21 protein-coding genes, 1 tRNA gene and 1 pseudogene are annotated in these 19915 nt (G+C 61.1%); 19 read left to right on the top strand and 4 right to left on the bottom strand.

Annotated features, from left to right (window positions below; all coding sequences use genetic code 11):
• Positions 1–5 precede the first annotated feature (5 nt).
• The 7 genes from XI08_RS43560 (at position 6) to XI08_RS43530 (ending at position 5709) form a co-directional block, all read left to right on the top strand.
• A complete protein-coding gene (locus XI08_RS43560) occupies positions 6–677 on the top strand; it encodes an amino acid ABC transporter permease (RefSeq protein WP_271579152.1) in 672 nt (223 codons plus the stop codon).
• Between the two features lie 9 nt (positions 678–686).
• Entirely contained in the window at positions 687–1358 is a 672-nt protein-coding gene (locus XI08_RS43555; RefSeq protein WP_271579151.1) for an amino acid ABC transporter permease, read from the top strand.
• Between the two features lie 3 nt (positions 1359–1361).
• Complete coding sequence (locus XI08_RS43550; RefSeq protein WP_271579150.1) at positions 1362–2357, top strand: NAD-dependent epimerase/dehydratase family protein; 996 nt, start codon at positions 1362–1364, stop codon at positions 2355–2357.
• Entirely contained in the window at positions 2354–3130 is a 777-nt protein-coding gene (locus tag XI08_RS43545) for an SDR family NAD(P)-dependent oxidoreductase (protein WP_271579149.1), read from the top strand. The genes XI08_RS43550 and XI08_RS43545 overlap by 4 nt, the downstream gene beginning before the upstream one ends.
• An 18-nt stretch (positions 3131–3148) precedes the next feature.
• The gene (locus XI08_RS43540; RefSeq protein ID WP_271579148.1) at positions 3149–3916 is read left to right on the top strand and encodes an amino acid ABC transporter ATP-binding protein; all 768 of its coding nucleotides are present in this window, start codon (positions 3149–3151) and stop codon (positions 3914–3916) included.
• Between the two features lie 207 nt (positions 3917–4123).
• Positions 4124–4399 carry a hypothetical protein gene (locus tag XI08_RS43535; protein ID WP_271579147.1) on the top strand — a complete coding sequence of 92 codons (276 nt, stop codon included), beginning with the start codon at positions 4124–4126 and terminating at the stop codon, positions 4397–4399.
• A 797-nt stretch (positions 4400–5196) separates the two neighbouring features.
• Entirely contained in the window at positions 5197–5709 is a 513-nt protein-coding gene (locus XI08_RS43530; RefSeq protein WP_271579146.1) for an integrase core domain-containing protein, read from the top strand.
• 555 nt (positions 5710–6264) lie between these two features.
• On the opposite strand, the gene XI08_RS43525 is transcribed toward XI08_RS43530, so the two are convergent.
• Together XI08_RS43525 and XI08_RS43520 are read right to left on the bottom strand one after the other, a co-directional pair.
• Complete coding sequence (locus tag XI08_RS43525) at positions 6265–6642, bottom strand: tautomerase family protein (protein ID WP_271579145.1); 378 nt, start codon at positions 6640–6642, stop codon at positions 6265–6267.
• 94 nt (positions 6643–6736) lie between these two features.
• On the bottom strand, positions 6737–7432 hold the full coding sequence (locus XI08_RS43520; RefSeq protein ID WP_271579144.1) for a glutathione S-transferase family protein: 696 nt from the start codon (positions 7430–7432) through the stop codon (positions 6737–6739).
• Positions 7433–7556: 124 nt separating this feature from the next.
• Between XI08_RS43520 and XI08_RS43515 the strand changes: the two genes are divergently transcribed.
• Both XI08_RS43515 and XI08_RS43510 read left to right on the top strand, forming a co-directional pair.
• Positions 7557–8117, top strand: coding sequence for a TetR/AcrR family transcriptional regulator (locus XI08_RS43515; protein WP_271579143.1), 561 nt, complete (start codon positions 7557–7559; stop codon positions 8115–8117).
• Between the two features lie 313 nt (positions 8118–8430).
• Positions 8431–8688: a hypothetical protein gene (locus XI08_RS43510; protein WP_271579142.1), complete on the top strand. Its 258-nt coding sequence runs from the start codon at positions 8431–8433 to the stop codon at positions 8686–8688.
• A gap of 511 nt (positions 8689–9199) precedes the next feature.
• On the opposite strand, the gene XI08_RS43505 is transcribed toward XI08_RS43510, so the two are convergent.
• Positions 9200–9314: transfer RNA gene (locus XI08_RS43505), tRNA-Thr, on the bottom strand.
• A gap of 86 nt (positions 9315–9400) precedes the next feature.
• Between XI08_RS43505 and XI08_RS43500 the strand changes: the two genes are divergently transcribed.
• The 8 genes from XI08_RS43500 to XI08_RS43465 all read left to right on the top strand — a co-directional run bounded on the left by XI08_RS43500 (position 9401) and on the right by XI08_RS43465 (position 18145).
• Positions 9401–10621 (top strand): tyrosine-type recombinase/integrase, encoded by a 1221-nt coding sequence (locus XI08_RS43500; RefSeq protein WP_271579141.1) that lies wholly within the window; start codon positions 9401–9403, stop codon positions 10619–10621.
• Positions 10622–10752: 131 nt separating this feature from the next.
• Positions 10753–11007 carry a helix-turn-helix transcriptional regulator gene (locus XI08_RS43495; RefSeq protein ID WP_271579140.1) on the top strand — a complete coding sequence of 85 codons (255 nt, stop codon included), beginning with the start codon at positions 10753–10755 and terminating at the stop codon, positions 11005–11007.
• A gap of 164 nt (positions 11008–11171) precedes the next feature.
• On the top strand, positions 11172–11723 hold the full coding sequence (locus tag XI08_RS43490; protein WP_271579139.1) for a hypothetical protein: 552 nt from the start codon (positions 11172–11174) through the stop codon (positions 11721–11723).
• The gene (locus XI08_RS43485; RefSeq protein ID WP_271579138.1) at positions 11723–15544 is read left to right on the top strand and encodes a hypothetical protein; all 3822 of its coding nucleotides are present in this window, start codon (positions 11723–11725) and stop codon (positions 15542–15544) included. The genes XI08_RS43490 and XI08_RS43485 overlap by 1 nt, the downstream gene beginning before the upstream one ends.
• 121 nt (positions 15545–15665) lie before the next feature.
• A complete protein-coding gene (locus XI08_RS43480; protein WP_271579137.1) occupies positions 15666–15947 on the top strand; it encodes a hypothetical protein in 282 nt (93 codons plus the stop codon).
• Positions 15948–16086: 139 nt separating this feature from the next.
• Positions 16087–17025: a hypothetical protein gene (locus XI08_RS43475; RefSeq protein WP_271579136.1), complete on the top strand. Its 939-nt coding sequence runs from the start codon at positions 16087–16089 to the stop codon at positions 17023–17025.
• A gap of 358 nt (positions 17026–17383) precedes the next feature.
• Positions 17384–17839, top strand: a complete 456-nt coding sequence (locus XI08_RS43470; RefSeq protein WP_271579135.1) for a YidB family protein — start codon at positions 17384–17386, stop codon at positions 17837–17839.
• 42 nt (positions 17840–17881) lie between these two features.
• Entirely contained in the window at positions 17882–18145 is a 264-nt protein-coding gene (locus XI08_RS43465) for a GlsB/YeaQ/YmgE family stress response membrane protein (protein WP_271579134.1), read from the top strand.
• Between the two features lie 288 nt (positions 18146–18433).
• Here the strand turns inward: XI08_RS43465 and XI08_RS43460 are convergent, their stop codons facing one another.
• Positions 18434–18613, bottom strand: a complete 180-nt coding sequence (locus tag XI08_RS43460) for a hypothetical protein (protein WP_271579133.1) — start codon at positions 18611–18613, stop codon at positions 18434–18436.
• Positions 18614–18755: 142 nt separating this feature from the next.
• On the opposite strand from XI08_RS43460, the gene XI08_RS43455 reads away from it, so the two are divergent.
• Together XI08_RS43455 and XI08_RS43450 are read left to right on the top strand one after the other, a co-directional pair.
• Positions 18756–19004, top strand: coding sequence for a hypothetical protein (locus XI08_RS43455; RefSeq protein WP_271579132.1), 249 nt, complete (start codon positions 18756–18758; stop codon positions 19002–19004).
• A gap of 274 nt (positions 19005–19278) precedes the next feature.
• Positions 19279–19500, top strand: a pseudogene (locus XI08_RS43450) (IS630 family transposase); the annotation flags it as partial.
• Between the last annotated feature and the right edge of the window lie 415 nt (positions 19501–19915).

Genomic DNA, 19915 nt, shown 5'->3' with positions numbered 1-19915 from the left:
AGCCGATGGACCGCATTCTCGAGTACTATTTCAATCCGAAGGTCATCGCGCTCGCGTTTCCGGACGTGCTGGCGGGATTTCGCGTGACGGTCGCCGTCGCGCTGCTGATTTTCGTGTTCGGCATCGCGACCGGGTTGCTGTTGGCGCTGCTTCGTTGTGCCAACCTGCGGCTGTTGAACGCGTTGATCGTTGTTTACGTGGACGTGCTGCGGACGTTGCCACAACTCGTCATCATCGTGTTCATCTATTTCGGTCTGCCGTACGTGGGTCTCACCCTCTCGCCATTCGTGACCACGGTGCTGTCGCTGGCCATGGTGCTGTCGGCGTTCAGCAGCGAGATATTCTGGTCAGCCATCATGGCGGTGCCCCGCGGACAATGGGATGCAGCGAGCGCTCTCGGATTTGGGTGGTTACGCACGTTGCTGCAGATCATTTTGCCTCAGGCCTTCCGGCTCGCAGTGCCGCTTTTAACCAACCGGGCGATCTCGATCAGCAAGGGCACTGCACTGGGCACCGCGGTGTCATTGCCGGAAACCCTGGGCCAGGCGCAGAGCGTGACTGCAATTGTCGCGAACCCCTCGCCACTGACGCTCGCAGCGGCCTTTTATGTGCTGTTCTTTCTGCCGCTCGTAGTTGCTAGCCGATGGATCGAGCGGCGATCGGCGCAAGGACGATGAGAGGATGTAATGCAAGCGCTGCTTGACAATTTTGCCGACGTCGACGCGCTGATGCGGGTTTATCCGCTGCTGCTGCAGGGCCTGCTTTACACCCTGGCCCTGGCGCTGGTGGCTCTGCCACTCGGCCTCCTGCTAGGTCTTTCCATCGCGGTGGCCTACAGCTTCCACCATCGCTGGCTGAACGTCGCTCTGCTGGTCTATATCGATGTCTTCCGGGCGTTCCCGGTGGTAGTGCTCCTGATCCTCGTGTTCTATGGCCTGCCGTTTCTCGGTTTGACCCTGGGCGGATTTGCTGCCGCCATTCTCGCGATCGTGCTTAACAATTCCGGCTATTACGGCGAAATTTTTCGCGCCGGGATCGCGTCCGTGCCTCGAGGTCAGTACGAGGCAGCGCGCGCGCTGGGCTTCAAGCCGCTGCATGTCGTGCTCTACATCGTCCTGCCGCAGGCGATACGCAATGTGCTAGCGCCGCTGGCCAGCAATTCACTGGAGCTGATCAAGGCCACCTCGATCGGTGCGCTGGTCGCGCTGCCAGAACTGCTGCGCTCGGCACGCGTCGCTCAAGAGCAGACCTATAATCCGACGCCGCTGATGGCGGCGGCGGTGATTTTCTTCGTCCTGCTGTATCCGATCGCGCGTTGGGTGGCGCGTCTGGAGCGGCAAGCACTGGTAGCACGGTAAGCTATGGCCACGTTGATCACGGGCGGTGCCGGATTCATCGGACTCGCGCTGGCGGAGCGTTTGCTGGCGGCGGGCCAGCGTGTCGTGCTGTTCGACTTGGCGCCGGCCCCGATGGAGCTGCTGGCGCGATCTGAGCTTGCAGGCGCCGTCTGCGTCAACGGCGATGTCACGTGCCAAACCGATCTCGACGAGGCGCTGGCAGCTGCGCCAATCGACCGCATAGTCCACGCGGCCGCAGTGACACCGAATGAGCAGCGTGAGCGTACGGATGCTCGCCGGATCGTCGACATCAATGTCGGCGGTACCGTCAACCTGATGGAGCGCGCGATCGCGCATGGCGGAATTCGGCGTATCGTCGTAGTGAGTTCTGTTGCCGTCTACGGTTTTTCTGCGCCCACCCCGTCCGGCTGTTTTGAGGAGGCGATCAGTCATCCGGCGCCCGCCGCACTCTACGGTATCAGCAAGCTTGCGGCGGAACAGGCGGCGATCAGGATCGCGCATCTTCACGGCTGCGACACACGGATCGTCCGGCTTGGCCCGGTCTATGGTCCTTGGGAATTGCCGACCACGGTGCGAGATGCGCTCAGCCCGCACCACCAGGTCCTGCAGGCACTACAGTCTGGTCACGAGGCGGTGCTACCGCGTGCGATGCGCGCCGACTGGATCTACTCGCGTGATGCCGCCGCCGGTATCGCTGCAGTCGCCATGGGTGTGGCCCTCGACCATGCGATCTATCACGTCGGTGGCGGCTGCGTGTCAGACCTGCCGAGCTGGTGTCGAACGTTGGAGGCTCGCTTTCCGGATTTCCGTTGGCGATTTGCCGCATCGGGTGAGACCGCTGGCATTGTCTACAACCTGCCTGCCGATCGCGCGCCATTGAGTATCGCGCGACTTACCCGCGACACCGGCTCCAGCCCGGCCTTTCCGGTGAGCGAGGCGGCCGCTGACTATTTATCTTGGATGGGACTTAACGGCAGGGCTTCCGGGGGGGCGTCATGACCGGGCGACTACTTGGCAAATCGATCGTGATCACAGGGGCATCGTCCGGTATTGGGCGCGCGATCGCCTTCCGTTTTGCTGCCGAAGGCGCACGGCTGGTGCTGGCCGATGTCACCACCGATGTGCGTGAAGGCGGTGTTCCAACCATCGATCGGCTGCGGGCAGCCGCGCACGAGGCAGAATTCATCCGCACTGACGTGTCGTCCGAAAGCGAAACTCAAGAGGCGATTGGGCTGGCCGTGCAGACCTTCGGGCGGCTTGATGGTCTCGTTAACAATGCGGCCATCGGGATCGGCAAGCCCTTGCTCGAGACCAGCCTTGACGAGTGGAACCGCGCCTTTGCGGTCAATCTCACCGGCGTATTCTTGATGAGCAAGGCTGCCGTCGCAGCGATGCTAAAGCAGGAGGCGCGCAACGGCGTGCGCGGCCGTATTGTCAACATCTCATCTCAACACGGCATGATCGCCTGTCCGGAGGATATCGCCTATGGCACTTCGAAGGCCGGCGTAGTCTACATCACCCGGCAAATCGCCGCCGATTATGCGCGGGATCATGTCATCTGTAACGCGGTGGCGCCCGGCAAGATCGTGACGGGCAAGCCGGGTCGCGCCGCAGAAGCACGCTGGATGGACTATTCACGCAGCCGCACGCCGATGCCGCGCCTCGGCGCGCCCGACGACGTCGCCGGGGCTGCGCTTTTTCTGGCTTCGGACGATGCAACCTTCATCACCGGTGAGAATATTCTCGTCGATGGCGGCTGGATGGCCGCGTGAGTCCTGGAGATCTCCGTGATGAGCAAGCCTGATTCGACAAGTGCCGCCGTAGCCGCGCCAATCATCGAGATGACAGGGGTCAGCAAGTGGTACGGTAGCACTCAAGTGCTGAAGGACATCAACTTCCGCGTCGCGCGCGGCGAGCGCGTGGTGGTCTGCGGTCCTTCCGGGTCCGGAAAATCAACCATGATTCGCTGCATCAACCGGCTCGAGGAGCACCGCGACGGCAAAATCATCGTCAACGGCGTTGAACTCGACCACACCACGAAAAATGTGGACGTGGTGCGCCGCGATGTCGGAATGGTGTTCCAGCAGTTCAACCTGTTTCCGCATCTCACCGTGCTGCAGAACTTGATGATCGGGCCAGTCAAGATCCGCAAGATCCCAAAGCCGGAGGCCGAGGCGACGGCAAGGCAATATCTGGAACGGGTGCGGATCGTCGAGCATGCGGACAAGTATCCAAGCCAGCTCTCGGGCGGACAACAGCAGCGCGTTGCGATTGCGCGAGCGCTCTGCATGAAGCCGAAAGTTATGCTGTTCGACGAGCCGACGTCAGCTTTGGATCCAGAGATGGTCCAGGAGGTCCTCGACGTGATGGTCTCGCTAGCGCGCGAAGGGATGACGATGGTATGTGTGACTCACGAGATGGGCTTTGCGCGGAGTGTTGCGGACAGAGTGGTGTTCATGGACGCTGGCGTGATTATAGAAGAGGGTCTGCCTCACCAGTTCTTCTCGGATCCTAAGCACGAGCGCACCCGCGCGTTCCTGAAGCAAATCATGCACTAGGGCTGAGTCGCACCGTCGGATGGGACCGATGCGGGAAAAGGTTGGGGAGGTGTGATGGCGTCTATGGCGATAGGGGCGATCGCGTCAATTATTGGAGCCGGTCTCGCTGCCAGAGCGGAGTAGTAGGCCAACCATGCGTTGGTTCTTAAATCGATCTGCATCCGGTATCTGCGTTACCTTCCTATCCTTCCGTTTTGCATTGCGGTAATGATTGAAGAACTAAATCTCGAAGATTGGGCCTGGCAACTTTCGACCGAGGTGTACCGTCTCAATCTGTATAGCCACCTTACGGGACAAGCAGAGCTAAATCGATTATCGGTCACCGAAGAAGAGTTGGCTGGAGCAATCCGCGACAGTTACACTCAAGTGAACGAGGCCGCCTACCGCGAAATGGTCAAGTTGGCGACGGAGGCGGCACTCGAAACCTACGATCGGGTCGTATCGTCCACCATCAAACGGTCGCGCGTCCGGCTACGCAGCTGAACTTACCTCTTTGCGCGCTCGGAAAATCCCAGGCTCAACTCGATAGCGCGCGTTACGGTTGCTGCGTGTCGCGGCCGGTGTACGGCTCGGACTGCTGCGGCCTCACTTTATTTTGTTCGACGAGATTTCGTTTTCATAGTTCTGATAGGAACGGCCGGTCGCCTCAGAAAGGAAGCCAATGCCTCCGCCACATCAGCACGCGGGGCTTTCTCCGCGCGCCGCTCATAGTCTTCAGCAAGCGCCTTAGGCCGAACGCATCGTGTCGGTCGATCTGGAGTACAATCCGCGCCGCGTCAAAATACTCTTTGGCCGGCATTTGGGCCTCAACCGTCTCAGCTCGAACCGCATAACGCCGTCGAGCTCTAGCCAATCACAGATAGAAGGGCCGGACTATTGCACAGAGGGTCGTCAGTGGGCGCCGAGTGGATCGGTTCAGTCCGATTCCGATCGAGAAGGCGATCGACGATTCCATTGCGGCATAGTCCGAGGAAATCGAAGATGCCAGCGATTGTGCATCCGAGTTCGACTGCATGTTCAACCCGAGCCTCCCGCGTTATCAATCTCGATCTCGTCGTTGAACCATGGAAATCTCTAGGTCATGCTCCCCGGCATGAAGCAAATAACTTGAGGGTGCCCGTCCAACCAGAAACACCAAACCATCGTCCGCCCCGCACGATTTGGCTCTGTTACAACGGCATCCCCGGGGACGTCGACCCATTCCCCATCGATGTGAGCACGGGCCGCCGAGCCAGGGATGGCGGACCTTTTTGCGCAACCACGCGCCAGACATTGCCGCCATGGACTTGTTCGTTGTTCCAAGTATCAGTTTCGACCTGCTCTATGCCTTTGTCATCGTGCGGCTCGACCGCAGAGAACTCGTCTGGATCAACGTCACAGCAAATCCGACGGCCGAATGGGTTGCCCGTCAAATCACGGAGGCATTTCCTTGGGATGAGGCTCCGCGCTACCTCATCCGCGATCGGGATCGGATCTATGGCAGCGTCGTCACGCGCCGATTGCGCGCCATGGGCATTCGGGACAAGCCCACCGCACCAGCCTCGCCTTGGCAGAATGGATTTGCCGAACGGCTAATCGGATCGATCCGGCGCGAGTGTGTGGACCACATCATTGTCTTGGGCGAGATGCACTTGCGTCGGGTCCTGAAATCCTACGCCGACTATTACAATTACGTCAGAACGCATCGATCCTTGAACAGAGATGCGCCGGTTTCTCGCCCGGTTCAGCGAACCGGCGTGATCAGTTCACGCGCCATCCTGGGTGGACTTCACCACCACTACGGCCGGGTTTGAGTTTTCGGTACACACAGGGGCAGTCAGCCAAGCGTCCTCGGGACCCACGGTTCCCACGGACGAATGCTGTCGGCCCCATCGTGAGCACGAAGGCTTCGTGATAGGTAATTTGCTCTCTGCCATGTGCGCCTCCATCGACAGCAACGACCAAGGCCGTGTCGCCGAATTAAAGTTGATGATCGCGCGTGGGGCGATGAGGTCCGAGCGACATCACTTCGGATCACCAGTTCGATCGCCCAGGCCCGGGGCCTCACGCTTCTGCACTCACGTCGAGGCCGAGCAATTCGTGTCTGCGAAAGACATCTCAGACGAGCGTCGGGAAAGCGGATACAAGTGGCGGCACATAGGCGGGGTTGCCTGCTGTGCCGGTTATCTCGCACTCCTCCGGGCGATCAATGGCAGACTTCCAGATCTGGACGAGATGTATGAGCCGCGTGAGCATTAGTTGAAGCTTTGCGAGATTGACGTGACCGTTGAGTTCCGGTGGTGTTCAGCTGGCGAATAGAAAAAGGGCCACTGAAAGCGGCCCTGAATTTCCTCGATTAAGTCAATTCGTTAGTTCCAAGGGTCGCCGTTGCCGAATGACCAGTCGGAGCGATCGACGTAGACCATGTTGATCATGATGTCGTCAGGCCGCACTGACAACTTTGCTTTCAGCTGATCAGCAATAAACCGGAAGAAAGCCAACTTGGAGTTCTTGTCGTTACCGACCGTGCTCGTCACCTGGATCAGGAGAAAATTAGCCGAACGATTAAACCCAAGAAAGTTGGGATCATAGATCAGGTTGTCGGCAGTATGCTCGTTGATAACGATGAAGCGATCACCATCCGGCGCCTTTAAGACATCTACAATGCCCCTGTAGACGATGTCGGCCACAGCGGCGCGGTATTCGGGAGCTTTTCCTTCGATTAGATCGATACGTGCGAAAGGCATGATAATCTCCGTGATTGATGCTTTAGGTTGAAACGGTGATGAGTTCAGGAGAACGGGATCGAACGGTGATCGTGGCTGCCGATCCCGTAGACGATCAGCGCTCGTCGATTTCCACGACGCCGCTTTGACGGTCGGCGTAAGCGGCCTGGAACGACGGCCGAGCCTGCCAGCGCTTCCAGAACGCATCGATGTGCTCGAACCGCTCATCAAGCGGCGTTGCGTTCACGGGGAATTTGGAGAAGGCAATGGCGACTGCCATTGTCATGTCCGATAACGTCGGCGCATCGCCGCCGAGCATCCATTCACGACCATCCGACAGGTGCTGGTTGACCAGGCTCGCATGAGCCAGTGCTTCCTTGCGGCAGTGCTCACCCCAGGCGTGATTGGTGGTCAGCTCAAGCTTCGGGCCGAGACCCTGATGCAGGACGTGGAATGCCGTGACGATACGATAAAGGATATGCACCCAAATGCGGTTGCCCCACATCGTATCGAGGCCCTGATCCAGAGCGGTCTCACCCATGATCTTGCGGCCGGGCATCGACAGGTCGAGATAGCGAGCAATAGCGTCGGTCTCAGCAAGGTAGCTGCCATCCGCGAGCTGAAGCGTTGGCGTTTCGCCCCATGGGTTCATCTTCGAATGTGGCCACTGCCGCTGCTCGCCAACGGGGCTCATGTTGTAAACGCGCTCTTGGATCTGATCAGCAATGCCCTTCTCGTGCATGAAGAGACGGAGGCGCTGCGGGTTCGGAAAAGCGGAGGGCGAAGTGACGAGGGTAAGTTTGGCCGACATCGTGCTGCTTCCTTTTGTTTGCCAAACTACCTGACATCAGGTAGGTGGGAATGACAGACGAGTAGGCCTTCCATTCATTGATGTCAATGCCTATCTGTCGTCAGGTAGAAAAAAGGAGATTGTGGTGGCGACCGATACGAAAGAGCGGATCATGGAGGCGGCGCGGCTGACCGTGCAGAATTTGGGCTATAGCGGGCTCAGCTTTCGTGAGCTGGCCAAAGATGTCGGCATCAAAAGCGCGAGCATCCATTATTATTTCGAGACAAAAGGTGAGCTGAGTGCGGCGTTAGTGAACCGCTACACGGCTTTCTACACTGCCCGGCTCGACGAGCTGCTGATGCAGGGTCTTGACCTCAAAACATGCATGGAACGCTACACTGATGTCTTTGCTGACACCTTACGAGCCGACAATCGCTTGTGCCTTGCCGGAATGTTGGGAGCCGAGCGCAACGCACTCCCTGAGGACGTTCGATCCGAGGTTGTAAAATATGGCGACATGAACGAGCGTTGGCTTGCCAAGGTGCTGGCTATGCAGGGCTCCGCCAAACCCGAGGAAATCCAGCGTCAAGCAAGGGCTATCTATGCAGCAGTCCAAGGCGCACAGCTGATCGCCCATACACGCGGCGATGTCTCGGCCTACGATGAGATCATCGCTACCTATCGGGCGAATGGCCTCATCCCATAATACCGGGCGCTCCAACCTACGCCTACGCGTTTGAGAACGAGCGCGATGGCGTGCCCTTTCTGACGATGAACGACGGCGATCCGCACAACGTCCCTGTCCACGAATGCGTGTTTGCCGCGTACCGATCGACAGTGCGGAGCGGTTCTCCCCGCAGAAAGGGTCGACCGAGACCCAGGGCTCGGGCGCAGGGGAAGGCGTTCCCCGCCTTTGCCGGCATATCCTCGCTTGAGGTTCACGAACAGTGCTACAGGTTTCAGAACGCCGTGACGGGCTGCAGGAAGTAATGGTCGAATACGATTGAGGTCGGCTGGGAATGGATCTGCCAGAGAAGATCGCGGAGCTCGATGCGCGGGAAGCGCGCGAAATGCTCAAGAATTTTCTTGAGCGTGAGATCGAAGTTGAATGGAAGGATAGCCTGCCAGTCCGGAATATTCGACGCATGACGTCCAGCGTTATCGAGGCGGAGCTAGGCTTGCCACCCGCGGACGCCGAGCGAATCCAGGCGAAGCTGATCGCGGAAGGCTATCTCGAACCAGAGAAATTCACGCCCACGCCCAAGCGACAAGGCTGAAATTGCGTGTTTTTGACGGATTGAGCCTCGCGTTACGGTAACAAAACCCAGCAATTTCAATGATTTTGACCAGACTACGAATCTGAGGGCTGCGGCGAGCCCGCAAAGGTAGTCAGTGGTCGAAGCTTTCTGTGTCATCGGCGGCTTAACTTCGACGAGCCTGCTCAATTCACGCGGCGAACAACTCAGCGAACTCGAAAACAGTATCGCATGCGGACGCTGGGCTTCATCGACGGAAGAGCGCCTCGCGTTGAGCTTACCGAAAAGCGTAGCGCAATCATCGTTACGCGCGACGTCTCCGCACATCGCAAGTCCGATCGAAGCGCAGCGGCGAAGAAATTGGCACCGATTGGACAGCGAGCGGCTGTGCCAATTTTGTGTCAGCTGACACAACGCTTCCTGTTTTGTTCTAGCTGAAATATCCGAAATGGCTGAGTTCGTTGCGGCATCGCCGGCTGCGCAAACGCGTCAAATTCCCCAGCGAAACAAGCAGTTTCTTGATGGAGGTGGATGGTGCTGCCAGACAGGATTGAACTGTCGACCTCTCCATTACCAAAAGTGTGCCCGAGCTCCGCGTGATTCCGCGCAAGCCCGCGCCTTCCCGAAAGTGCTGGGCAATCAGTAGCTTCCATGAGACACTAGCCCGAGTGATCCCGCGCGAGCCCGCAAATCCGTGCTTCCGCGGTGATTCCGGTCGAAAGGGGCGAGGAAAATGCAGAACCGCGTGAACCTCACGGAGGAGCGCATCAAAGCGCTCAAGCCGGAGGAAGGCCGCGAAGTGGTCCTTTGGGATTCGGAGCTGCGCGGGTTTGGCGTGCGGTGTTGGCCGTCGGGCCGGAAGCTTTTCATTTTGCTGTACCGGGCCGGCGGCGGCGGACGAAAGGCGCCGCAACGGCGCATGACCCTGGGTGAGGTCGGCTCCGTACGGCTGGCCGATGCCAGGACGGCCGCGCGCAAGTATGCCGGCCAGATTGCCGGCGGCGTAGACCCTCAAAGCCAGCGGAAGGAAGCCCTGCGCCGCGACGCTGCGCGCTTGGACCGCGCCATTGATGCATACGAAGAGCACCTCAAGAGCCGGCACGTCGTCAACACGGTGCACATCGTCTCTCTGCTCCGGCGGGAATTGCTGGGGCCGCTGGGAAAGGTCGACGTGCAGACGATAGACCGGCAGTCGGTTGCGAATCAGGTCGCCAAGCTCGAGGAGCGGAAGAAGCCGGGGGCCGCGCAAGATCTGCGCTCGAAAGCCGCGACGTTTCTAAACTGGTGTGTCAATCGCGGCTTGCTGCACGCGAACCCCCTGGGCGGATGGCGCCGCGATCGCAAGACGCGCGCTCAATTCACGTCAAGGACGGGAAGGGCGATTCCGGAAGCCGAGATCAAGTTGATCTGGCGCGGTTGTAGCGCTGTTTCAGCGCCCTACGGCGACTATGTGCGGATCCTGTTGCTGCTTGGACAACGGCGGAAAGAAACCGCCTTGATGAAACGATCCGACGTCGACTTCATGAAGGGTATTTGGACCATCCCGGGGCCGCAAACGAAGAACGGCCGAGAGCATCGCGTTCCGCTGCCGTCCTTCGCGCTAGCGATCTTGCAGCGCCAAAAGAAGTGGGCGAAGAGCGACTACGTTTTCGCTGGGGCCGGCGGTAAGCGCATGACGGGGTGGTCGAAGCGCCAGCCCGATCTAGTGAAGAAGTGTGGCGTGAAATTCCACCTGCACGACTGTCGTCGCACGTTCCGATCGGGCCTCTCCGCCGCGGGCGTGGAAGAGGAGATCGCCGAGATGATGTTGAATCACACGCGCGAAGAGCTCCTGGAGACGTACGATCGCGAACCGCGATGGAAAGAGCGTGTAGAGGCCGGGGATCGGTGGGCCAAATACGTGGCGCGAGTCGTCGACGATTCTAGAGTGACTGATCTCGCCGCGACCGCGTGAACGAAAAGTCCTCGCTCGAAAGTCCCCTTGTCAGTGGCTTTTTGTCGATTTTGTCGATTTTAGCGAGGTGACGTTTTTGGTTTTGCGTGGGATTCTGACGCCATATTCCCGATTAAGGAGGATGTGGCACTATGAACACCGACGCCGCCCCGGCGCAGAGCCGTTCTGAAGCGCTTGCGGGCAAGCTGACCTTGGGCGCAATTGCTCGCCTGGACCCCGAAACACTGTTGCGAGAGAGCGAAGCCGCGGAAGTTCTGCTGCTGAGCGAACGCACGCTTGAGCGCTGGCGCTCCCGTGGCGAAGGACCGAAAGCCAAAAAGATCGGCGCACGCCGTGTTGCGTACACCGTGGGTTCGATCCTCGAATTCGCAGGCGTTGCGGCCTAGGGCCTGAACGCTGCCCGCACCGCCGGCCTACATGTTGCATTCTCTCATCGATCATTTGGCCAAGCCCTTTGACCCTGTAACGGTCCTCAGCGGGAGAGCTCGAATGCAGTTCGGCCCCCGCACAGCGTGTCCAGCGCTGAACGAGGGCCGATGGAAGTCTTTCAGTGAGAGCAATCGATACCACGTCGAGCGCAGGTTTTCCAGAACATGTCTGGTCCAGCGCTGAAGGAAACTATCACGCGCCTTACCGCGACCTGTGGCGCAACGCCGGGACCTTCCTGAAGGAGTACTTGCCGCCCCCCGGGCTGCAAGCCGGCGAGCTCGACGAGCATGTTGGAAGCGTCATTCTCTACGTGGTGCCAGGCTCCAGAGTAACGGCGCACACGCAGCGCCTATATTCGAAGGTCTTTGATCGATGCGCCTCTGGTTTACGGCGCGCTGAAATTGAGTTTTCCGCGCCTTTCGGGCCGTCTTTGCCTGATCAGTATAAGCGCGCCGCGATCCTGTGGGCTCTATCTGTCAGTGACGCCGTTCTAGTTTGCGTCAACCGGCGAGTCGGCATTGCAGAGGGGGAGGCACATCGTGTGTTGGCTCCGAGGCAATGCGTGTTTCGTTGCCGAGAGATGGATGTTGACGCCTGGGTGGAATACCTCAAGCCGAAGCTACTTTCGTGCCATAAATTCGCGGTCGTAAATCTCGCCGACGGGCGCGCCTGATGAGCGACACCGTGACCGTTCTAACGTCGCTCAGCCGACCGCTGGCAAAGACGATCGTCAAAGGTAGCGCCGGCGGCATTGAGACGCGCACTCAGCAAAACGTCAAATTCTACAGGGGCGAGGAATTCAGCGTTTCCGGCATCCGCGATTTCGCCGGCCTTCTCGATAAGATTTCAGTTGATCCGCGCAAGTGCGTTGTCCGCGGGACGATCGCGCCCGGCACAGATCGAGAGCGGATGTTGCGCCGCAAGTTTCCCAAGGATGGTGAGCCGGCAACTTTGGTCGAAGAGCCCCGCCGATGGATCTTGTTCGATGTCGACGGCGTCGCACTGCCCGGGGTTTTCGATCCGCTAGCCAGTCCCGCTGACACAGTGAAGCTAGTGCGCGCCAAGCTGCCCCCGTGCTTTCACGACGTCACCTGTTGGTATCAGTACACTAGCAGTGCAGGCATCAAGCCCGGCCTGCATATCCGGCTCGGCTTTTGGCTAGATCGTCCGCTCGGAGAGACGGAGCTCAAACTGTGGCTTGGGCAGAAGGTCCCGGAGCCCGGGAAGGCGGCAAAAGCCTGGTTTCGGGAATATCCCGTCGATCCAGCCGTGTTCACCACGGCTCAGCCGATCTATGTGGCAGCGCCGATCGTTGAGGTTGGCGCTCAAGATCCACTGGCCGGCCGATGCGCACGGTCCGGTCTGATCGGAGGCACCTCGGACACTGTCGTCGTCCCGCGCTTCGACGACGCGCGCCCTGTTGAACGGAATGCGGCCTTGGCCGCGCCGGGTGGGCCCGTCGGGGCGACGTTCTCGGAGTGCCTGGCGGCGATCGGAGACCACGAAGGGGGCGCCGGCTGCCACGGCGCTTTGAAGCATTGCGTTGCGGTTTACTGGCGCCGGTACGGTTCAAGCGCGAGCGCCGAGAAGTTGAAGCGGATGTTGACGGAGCAAGTCGCCGCCGCAGATTGGGACGAGTCTGTCCACCCGCCAGCGTATCGTCGAACGGAACTAGCCCGCATCGATTCGCTGATCGATTCTGTGAGAGGGCAACAGCGTGCGTCGGAGCAGGCTGAAGAGGAGCGGCGCGCCCGGGCGTCGTGTCCTTGGCCGGACCGGGGAATGCCGCTTGCTGACGCCCGGCCGGCCCTGGACGCGGCCGTGGCGCGCTTCTTCGGCGAGGCCGTACCGAAGGGGCTCGCCGACGGCGAAGCGTATGAAGACGCCCTTGAGGAGCAACGCGCGGGGCGGCGAGAGCCTTCGGCCGAAGTAGAATTCGGTGAAATCGACCCCGATAGCCTTTTTGCGCCCGACATCGAACCGACGCCGCCGGACTACGCGCAATGGGGCATCCGGATAACGCCTGGCGCGGGCAAGACGCACGCTGCGATCGAACGGATCGTGCGCTACGTTCAAGAAACTGGCCGGAGCGTTGTTTACGCTGTGCCGACGCATTCCAAAGCCGAAGAGATTGAAGCCGACATCAACCGGCTCGCGGGCGAAACGCTGGCGGCCACATGGCGCGGCATTGATCGGGAGGATCCGTCGCGCCCTGGAGTGAAGCTCTGCCGGCGCGGCGAGCTGGTCAAAGCGGTCGTGAAGTCCTCCGGTTCGATAAACGACGTCTGCGGCTCTCCAAGCCGAGGCCTCTGCCCCTTCCGCAGCGATTGCGGATACCGGCAACAAGCCGACCTGGTGCCCCGCGTGTGGGTGACGACGCATGCTGCGCTTGCGACGAAACCCCAAGGCTCGATGAAAGATGCAGACGCCCTGATCGTCGACGAGGCTCTGACCCTGAGCGGGGCTCGCGAGGATGACTTGCCGCTCTCCGACTTCTCCGCACCTCGGAAGGAACATGCGCGCCTTGAAGGGTGGTTGCGGCGGGCACAGGCCGCCGCGGAGCGGGTTGCGCCCGGCAGCTATGTGCCGCGGGAGCCGTTCGAGGCCGAAGGGCTCAGTGAAGCCGCTTGCGCGGCTCTCAGCGCCGGTGAAGCATACGGCTATGCTCGCGTCGCCAAGACGTTCGACCCCCGCGCGGACGACGACACGATCCAGGCGATAATCGAGCCCGTCGCAATCGCAAACGGACAGGTGCGCATCCGACAGACGTTCTGGCGGAACCTTGGCGAGCTCCTCGAGAGCGAAGAACCCACTTCGGCGCGCATGAAGCTGTTGGCGGGCGACGCGGAGGTGATCCGTATCGCGACGCCGGCGCGGCCGCATCCGGATTGGCTCAAGCGACCCGTTCTTCACCTGGACGCAACGCTCAACGAAACCGTCGTCTCGAGTTGGCTCCCCCGCTTCGAATTGGTGGCGGACATCCGCGTGGAGCGCGGTGAAGGGGTGACGGTGCATCAGATCGTCGACCAGGCCGTGAGCTATGGGCGGGTGGTGCCTGGCGCCGGTGGCGACAAGAGCCCGGAGAAACGATCTTCCCAAGAGACCTATGCGCAAAGGATCATGCGCGCGATCGAAGTGAAAGCCGCCGAAGACCGCAAGGCCGGCGGAAGGACTGGCGTTATCGCGCCAAAGGGCCTCGAGGAGTACCTGGAACAAACGTGGAGGGTGTGGAAGACGCGACCTCCGAATTTGATCCTGAACCACTACGGCAACATTCGAGGGATGAACAACCTCGAGGACTGCCTGCGCGAGATCCTGATTTCGCGCACGGAACCGCAGGCTGGTGAGGTTGAGCGAGCGGCGAGGGTGGAATTCGGGCGACATCCGACCGCGTCGATCGGGGCGGGTTTCTACCCCGACCGCGTCGTCGCATTGCGAAGCCCGGGCAACGCGGTCGCCTCTGTCGAACAGCCGTACCATCCAGACCGACGGGCTGACGCGATCCTGGAGCAAATTCGGGACGCCGAGGTCACCCAAGCCGTGCACCGTGCGCGGCCGGTGCGCCGTGGGCTAGACCGGCCATTGATCATTGAGATCGTGGCGGGAGTTCCTGTCGACATCACGGTCGACAGCACGGGGACCTTTGAGGAGTGGTTGGAGACCTCCCCGGCCCATCTCCTCGTGGCGCGCGGGTTTTGGCCAACCAGTTGGGAAGGCAAGCAGGCGACTTTGGCGGACCTCTACCCCACTTCTACGGCCGTCCGCCGCTGGTTCGAGAAAAATCCGACCGAAATGGCGTCGCGCGAGGCGGTCGATGCGGTGCTGGCGGCGAAAGGTGCCCTTCTCCCTTATAGAGATATTCTTATAAGGCTGGAGGGCACGTTACGGCAGGTCGGACTTTGGTCGCTGTACCGGTACAAGATTGCGGGGTCGAGGCGTTCGCACCTAGTGGCGGTCGATCAGGCTTTGCATCCGGATGGTGCAAAGGCATGGTCGGATCGGCTCGGCAAAGCCCTTGATCTCTTCGAGCCGATCGGCGAGGCGGGCGGGCCACTCTCCGCTAAAACCTACCCTCCGCTAATCCTGCGCCTGCCCAGGGCGCCGTCGATCGTCTCCGACATCTTCGGCACCGACCGCCGCGACCCCACCGCAGCGCCGTTCCCTGCGGCACCGCTGCACGTCCGGACCGCCGCCGGGGACGTGCGCTTCTGGCCTGCGGAGAATGAAGGCCGCCCCATCCTCGCGCGCACTCTTCCACCGCACCGCCCGCTGGCCGCCGAACCAGTCCTGACCGTCGAGCTCATCTGCGACCACCTTGGGATCTCGCGCTTTTCGCTCAAGAACCACATGGGCAAATCCCGATTTCGAAAGTTACCCGGAACGGACCGCGAGCGCGCCGCCATTCGCTGGATGACGCTCAAGGTGGGACGAGAGTATTTCATCACCGCCGTGCGGGCGCTCGCTGAGCAGATGCGACATGCGGAGCACGCGTGAGCGGCGGGATTGCAGAGACCAGAGAGCACTCCCTCAGTTGCGAGGCCGTGCCAGGCGCTGCACGCTTCGACGGAGGCGAGGAGGGCGCGCGATGAGGAATAGGACCGCAATCGGATTTGTTTTGCTGCTCGCCCTCGTCGGTGGCCCTTGGTGCGGCCATGCCGCAGCGAACGAGAAGCTCGGTGCCGTCGTTCGCCGGCTCACAGACGCCTGCGTGGGGGCAGTCCTGCAAAGCGGAGCGCTCGAGAAGATCGCGAGGGCAGGGCTGACGGCGACGTCCGTTTGCAGCTGCGCCGCCGAGATTGAGGTCGGCCGCGGAAGCTTCCCCAAGGAAGGCTTCGATGTGTGGTCGGTGCAACCTCAATTCAAAGAGACGCTGGTGCGCTGCGCGGGGGCTCAGTGAAAAAGTTACAGCGCGTGGCGATTCAAAATCGAAGTACCCCGCATCGCCGAACCCACCATCTGCAAAGTAGCCCCCGGCGTCGAAGTCATACCGACAAACCCGCGCAAATCGACAAATCCAAACACCAGGACCGGTCCGAATGGCCCCCGATAGCTCCGCCGCCGTGATCTCGCTTCGCCAAGCGGCTCCGAAAGCAATGACCGCGGCGCAGCGCGCGAAAGCCTACCGCGAGAGAAAGCGGAAGGCGAAGTCTGTGCCCGCCAATGCCGAGCTGCCACCTCCCGCCGAACCGGAGCCCGCGCCTATCGCGCAACTGGCCGTCACGCCTCGGCACGACGTCACGCCGCCTGAACTGCCCCGCGTCACGGCGCCCGTCCCGCCGGCGGCCGTGACGCCGCATCCCCAAGAGCATCACGTCACACCGTCACGACGCCAGTTCGCTCCGATCCTGCTCAACGCCGCCGCTCTCACCCTCGCCGGTGTCGGCGTAGCGATCAACGGATGGTTCGCGCATTCGCTAGGCTCCAGCGACCTCGCCGGCGGGCTGTTTCTCGCCATCGGCGTCGCCGCTGATCTGGTTGCCCTTGGTATGCCGTCGTGTGCCGCCAGCCTCTGGCAGACCGGCCGAAGGACCGCCTCGCTTGTCGGGTGGGTGCTCTGGCTGGTTACGTTCGTTTTCGCCGTTACAGCGGGTCTTGGCTTTGCATCAACGAACGTCAGTGACGTGACGCTTGCGCGTGCGTCACGCGTCACGCCGGCCGTAACGGCGGCGCAGGCCGGGCTCTCAGATGCCGTAACGGCCCGAGATCGGGAGTGCAAAGGCGGTGTGGGGAAGTTCTGCCGCGAACGTGAGGCGGCGGTCGTGGAGCGACGCCAGGCTCTCGACAATGCGGTGGCGTCTGTGGCCCGCACGGCTGATCCTCAAACGGAAGCCGCTACCAAGCTGATCGCGTGGCTCTCTCGCGGCACTTTCCGGCCGACATCCGAGGACTTCGGCATGCTTCGGCTGATACTGCTATCGCTCCTGCCGCAAATCGGCGGCCTACTGATGATGATTGGGCGCCAACGCGAGCGATGAGGTGCCGTGCTCTATTTCGCGCGCTCGATCGCTTATCTGAAAGCGGGAAGATGGCCAATTCCGAAGGGGGACTGAACTGGCATCGTTCCGATTGCTGAAATTACTTTCAAACCACCGGAAAGCCACTTGGCCTGCGTGGGCTCCTGTTTTCACGGGAGTGGATTGACGTTTGCCTCCAGGAGGGAGAGGTAAGATGAATGCCTTCGGCAAGCGGGTTCAGCCTGACCGCAGCAAGATCCATATGAGCGGCGGCCTCTTAGCGGCCTAGGGCTTCTGGCGGCAGGCTGCGTACGCGTGCCTAGGAACAGAACCGATGCGTCAGAGTTCGAGCTGTCTAACCCTTTCACGGAGTTGCAAGATGACCCGCGGAATGCCGTCCATGACTGCGCTTTTAGGACTGCTCGCCATTGCCGGATATCAGAATCGAGACAAGCTGGCGGAGTTGCTAAAGGGCCCCGGAGCGGGGTCGCTAGAACCTCCTGGTTCCCAACAGCCGCTTGGTGGGCTGCTCAGCAATCTTACGGGCATGCTCAGCGGGGCCGGAGTCGGCGGATTGCTTCAAGGAGGGATCGGCGAGTTGCTGGAGAAATTCAACCAAAATGGTCGCGGTGATGTAGCCCAGTCCTGGATCAGCACGGGGCCCAATAAGGACATTTCGCCTCCGCAACTGAGGGAAGCAATCGGCCCAGACGTGTTGGAAAAACTTGAACTGGAGACCGGGCTTTCTCAAGAGGAGATTCTCGTCAGGTTATCCCGGGAGCTCCCCTCAGCAGTCGACAAATACACGCCGGAGGGACGCTTACCGAGCCCATAATCGTGAACTGCCGCCGCGTCGCTTTATTGAGAGGAATGAAGAATGAGCATTATTGGGACCATCATAATTGGCTTCATCGCCGGTGTAATAGCCAAGTTCATCATGCCGGGGGACAACGAACCATCCGGGTTCATCCTAACGACCATTCTCGGGATCGTCGGTGCCTTCGTTGCGAGTTACCTTGGGCAAGCCCTTGGCTGGTATCGTTCTGGCGAAGGCGCAGGGTTGATCGGCGCCGTGGTGGGCGCGATCGTCGTGCTGTTTGTCTATGGCCTCGTGGTTGGCAGGCAACGGCGCGCGATCTGAGGAAAGACCGCCCGGGGCGCCACGTCTTCGCCCAATCTGGGGCGGTCGCATCCGCGACCGCCGCTCCGCTCCTTGGGCCGGGAGGTTGCGATCGAGACTGGGCCTTTTCGGCGGAGAGGCGTGTTCAAATGTCGATTGTTCGCGAAATGCTTTCCAAAAAATAGTTGACCAGTGTTGTCTGGGCCGACACGGAGCGCTCAAGGGGCCAGCACGAGCGGGGACCGCCTCGAAGGTCCGCTAAGGGCATGTCAACGGAGCTGCCGCTCAACGCGGGGTGGCGCTTACTTCTCAAGCGGACCAGCGATCGTGCTCTTCTTGGTACGCATGCTCGTTGAGCCGTTCGGCGAGCTGGTCGGCGAGCTCCTCTGTCTCGGCAGTTGCGACCGGCTTACCCTTCTGTGTTTTCAACTTTTGATCGTCGACCTCCACGGGGAAGTCGTCTGGTTTGAGGGAAGTATCCTTGCTCATGCGGCACCTCGACGCGTTTGGTCCTGCTCCAGCTTAGGAACGAAGGTTACAGCGGTCGGTTGCAAGCAAACTTAATCAGCAGTCGTCGAGCGATTGAGGCTGCGTTAGGCCGGCCGGGAGGAGACCGGTGGCAAGAAAGTTGGTGTCCAAGGCCGATCTCGAACTGATCGCTCTTCAGGAGATCCGGCACGTCCCCGGCGGGGAGCTCGTTATCTCCGTCGAGATTGAACACGGCGACGTGGAACCTGACGGCCTGAATTGGCGACTGCTCGTGATTGCCAAAGACGGTGCGGACCTCGATCGGCTCCAGTACGCCGCTACAACCACGAGCCATCGGCTGAAGCGCCGATACCAACTTGCCATGCAGGGCGACAGTTCGGCGGGTGGCTGAGGCTAGAGGCCGGCCCCCAGCACCAAACAGAACGGCGCCGATTGCCACAAGGAGAATGCCCGGCCAGTTCGCTCCGACCCCCAAGAATACCGCGCCGCGCCGCGTCGGCTCCAGTGTATCGCCAGCGGGCCGACTAAGCGATCCCCGCCAAATAGTAGCGTGTGTCATGTACAAGATTCGGCCGAGAACAAGGAGAGCGCCAAGTCCTATCAGGACCATTCTCGCCCCTCCTCAATTCATAGTGGCCATGTCAAGCGCCGGGAGGTGTGAGCTGCACCTCACCCACAAGACACCCAAGATCAAAGCGTGGCTTGCTCGCCGGCCGCACTATCATGTCCACTTCACGCCGACTTCCGCGTCATGGATCAATCAGATCGAGCGCTGGTTCGCTGAACTCACCAGAAAGCAGATCCAGCGAGGTGTTCACACCTCGGTCAGGCAGCTCGAGGCCGACATCCGTACCTTCATCGAACTGCGCAACAACCCCCCCCCCCCCCCCCCCCCCCCCCCCCCCCCCCCCCCCCCCCCCCCCCCCCCCCCCCCCCCCCCCCCCCCCCCCCCCCCCCCCCCCCCCCCCCCCCCCCCCCCCCCCCCCCCCCCCCCCCCCCCCCCCCCCCCCCCCCCCCCCCCCCCCCCCCCCCCCCCCCCCCCCCCCCCCCCCCCCCCCCCCCCCCCCCCCCCCCCCCCCCCCCCCCCCCCCCCCCCCCCCCCCCCCCCCAAGCCCTTCAAATGGACCAAGTCCGCAGACCAGATCTTGGCTTCCGTCAAACGCTTCTGCCACAAAGCCCAGCAGACCTTATGTGGCGAACTATAGATTCACCTGACTAGGGCGTCTACTCATCTGTGGACGCCCCGCGAGATGCAAGCGATTTTTGAAGAAGATCGGCACGTAGTCGGATGCTGCCATCTGT

The sequence above is a fragment of the Bradyrhizobium sp. CCBAU 11361 genome (assembly GCF_028128935.1).
Classification (GTDB): domain Bacteria; phylum Pseudomonadota; class Alphaproteobacteria; order Rhizobiales; family Xanthobacteraceae; genus Bradyrhizobium; species Bradyrhizobium niftali.
This window is presented reverse-complemented; position numbering and strand designations above follow the sequence as displayed.

Excerpts from the sequence above, each read along its gene's own strand:
- XI08_RS43560 (WP_271579152.1), top strand. The coding sequence starts at position 6 with ATGGACCGCATTCTCGAGTACTATTTCAATCCGAAGGTCATCGCGCTC.
- XI08_RS43555 (WP_271579151.1), top strand. The coding sequence starts at position 687 with ATGCAAGCGCTGCTTGACAATTTTGCCGACGTCGACGCGCTGATGCGG.
- XI08_RS43550 (WP_271579150.1), top strand. The coding sequence starts at position 1,362 with ATGGCCACGTTGATCACGGGCGGTGCCGGATTCATCGGACTCGCGCTG.
- XI08_RS43545 (WP_271579149.1), top strand. The coding sequence starts at position 2,354 with ATGACCGGGCGACTACTTGGCAAATCGATCGTGATCACAGGGGCATCG.
- XI08_RS43540 (WP_271579148.1), top strand. The coding sequence starts at position 3,149 with ATGAGCAAGCCTGATTCGACAAGTGCCGCCGTAGCCGCGCCAATCATC.
- XI08_RS43535 (WP_271579147.1), top strand. The coding sequence starts at position 4,124 with ATGATTGAAGAACTAAATCTCGAAGATTGGGCCTGGCAACTTTCGACC.
- XI08_RS43530 (WP_271579146.1), top strand. The coding sequence starts at position 5,197 with ATGGACTTGTTCGTTGTTCCAAGTATCAGTTTCGACCTGCTCTATGCC.
- XI08_RS43525 (WP_271579145.1), bottom strand. The coding sequence starts at position 6,642 with ATGCCTTTCGCACGTATCGATCTAATCGAAGGAAAAGCTCCCGAATAC.
- XI08_RS43520 (WP_271579144.1), bottom strand. The coding sequence starts at position 7,432 with ATGTCGGCCAAACTTACCCTCGTCACTTCGCCCTCCGCTTTTCCGAAC.
- XI08_RS43510 (WP_271579142.1), top strand. The coding sequence starts at position 8,431 with ATGGATCTGCCAGAGAAGATCGCGGAGCTCGATGCGCGGGAAGCGCGC.
- XI08_RS43500 (WP_271579141.1), top strand. The coding sequence starts at position 9,401 with ATGCAGAACCGCGTGAACCTCACGGAGGAGCGCATCAAAGCGCTCAAG.
- XI08_RS43495 (WP_271579140.1), top strand. The coding sequence starts at position 10,753 with ATGAACACCGACGCCGCCCCGGCGCAGAGCCGTTCTGAAGCGCTTGCG.
- XI08_RS43485 (WP_271579138.1), top strand. The coding sequence starts at position 11,723 with ATGAGCGACACCGTGACCGTTCTAACGTCGCTCAGCCGACCGCTGGCA.
- XI08_RS43475 (WP_271579136.1), top strand. The coding sequence starts at position 16,087 with ATGGCCCCCGATAGCTCCGCCGCCGTGATCTCGCTTCGCCAAGCGGCT.
- XI08_RS43470 (WP_271579135.1), top strand. The coding sequence starts at position 17,384 with ATGACCCGCGGAATGCCGTCCATGACTGCGCTTTTAGGACTGCTCGCC.
- XI08_RS43465 (WP_271579134.1), top strand. The coding sequence starts at position 17,882 with ATGAGCATTATTGGGACCATCATAATTGGCTTCATCGCCGGTGTAATA.
- XI08_RS43460 (WP_271579133.1), bottom strand. The coding sequence starts at position 18,613 with ATGAGCAAGGATACTTCCCTCAAACCAGACGACTTCCCCGTGGAGGTC.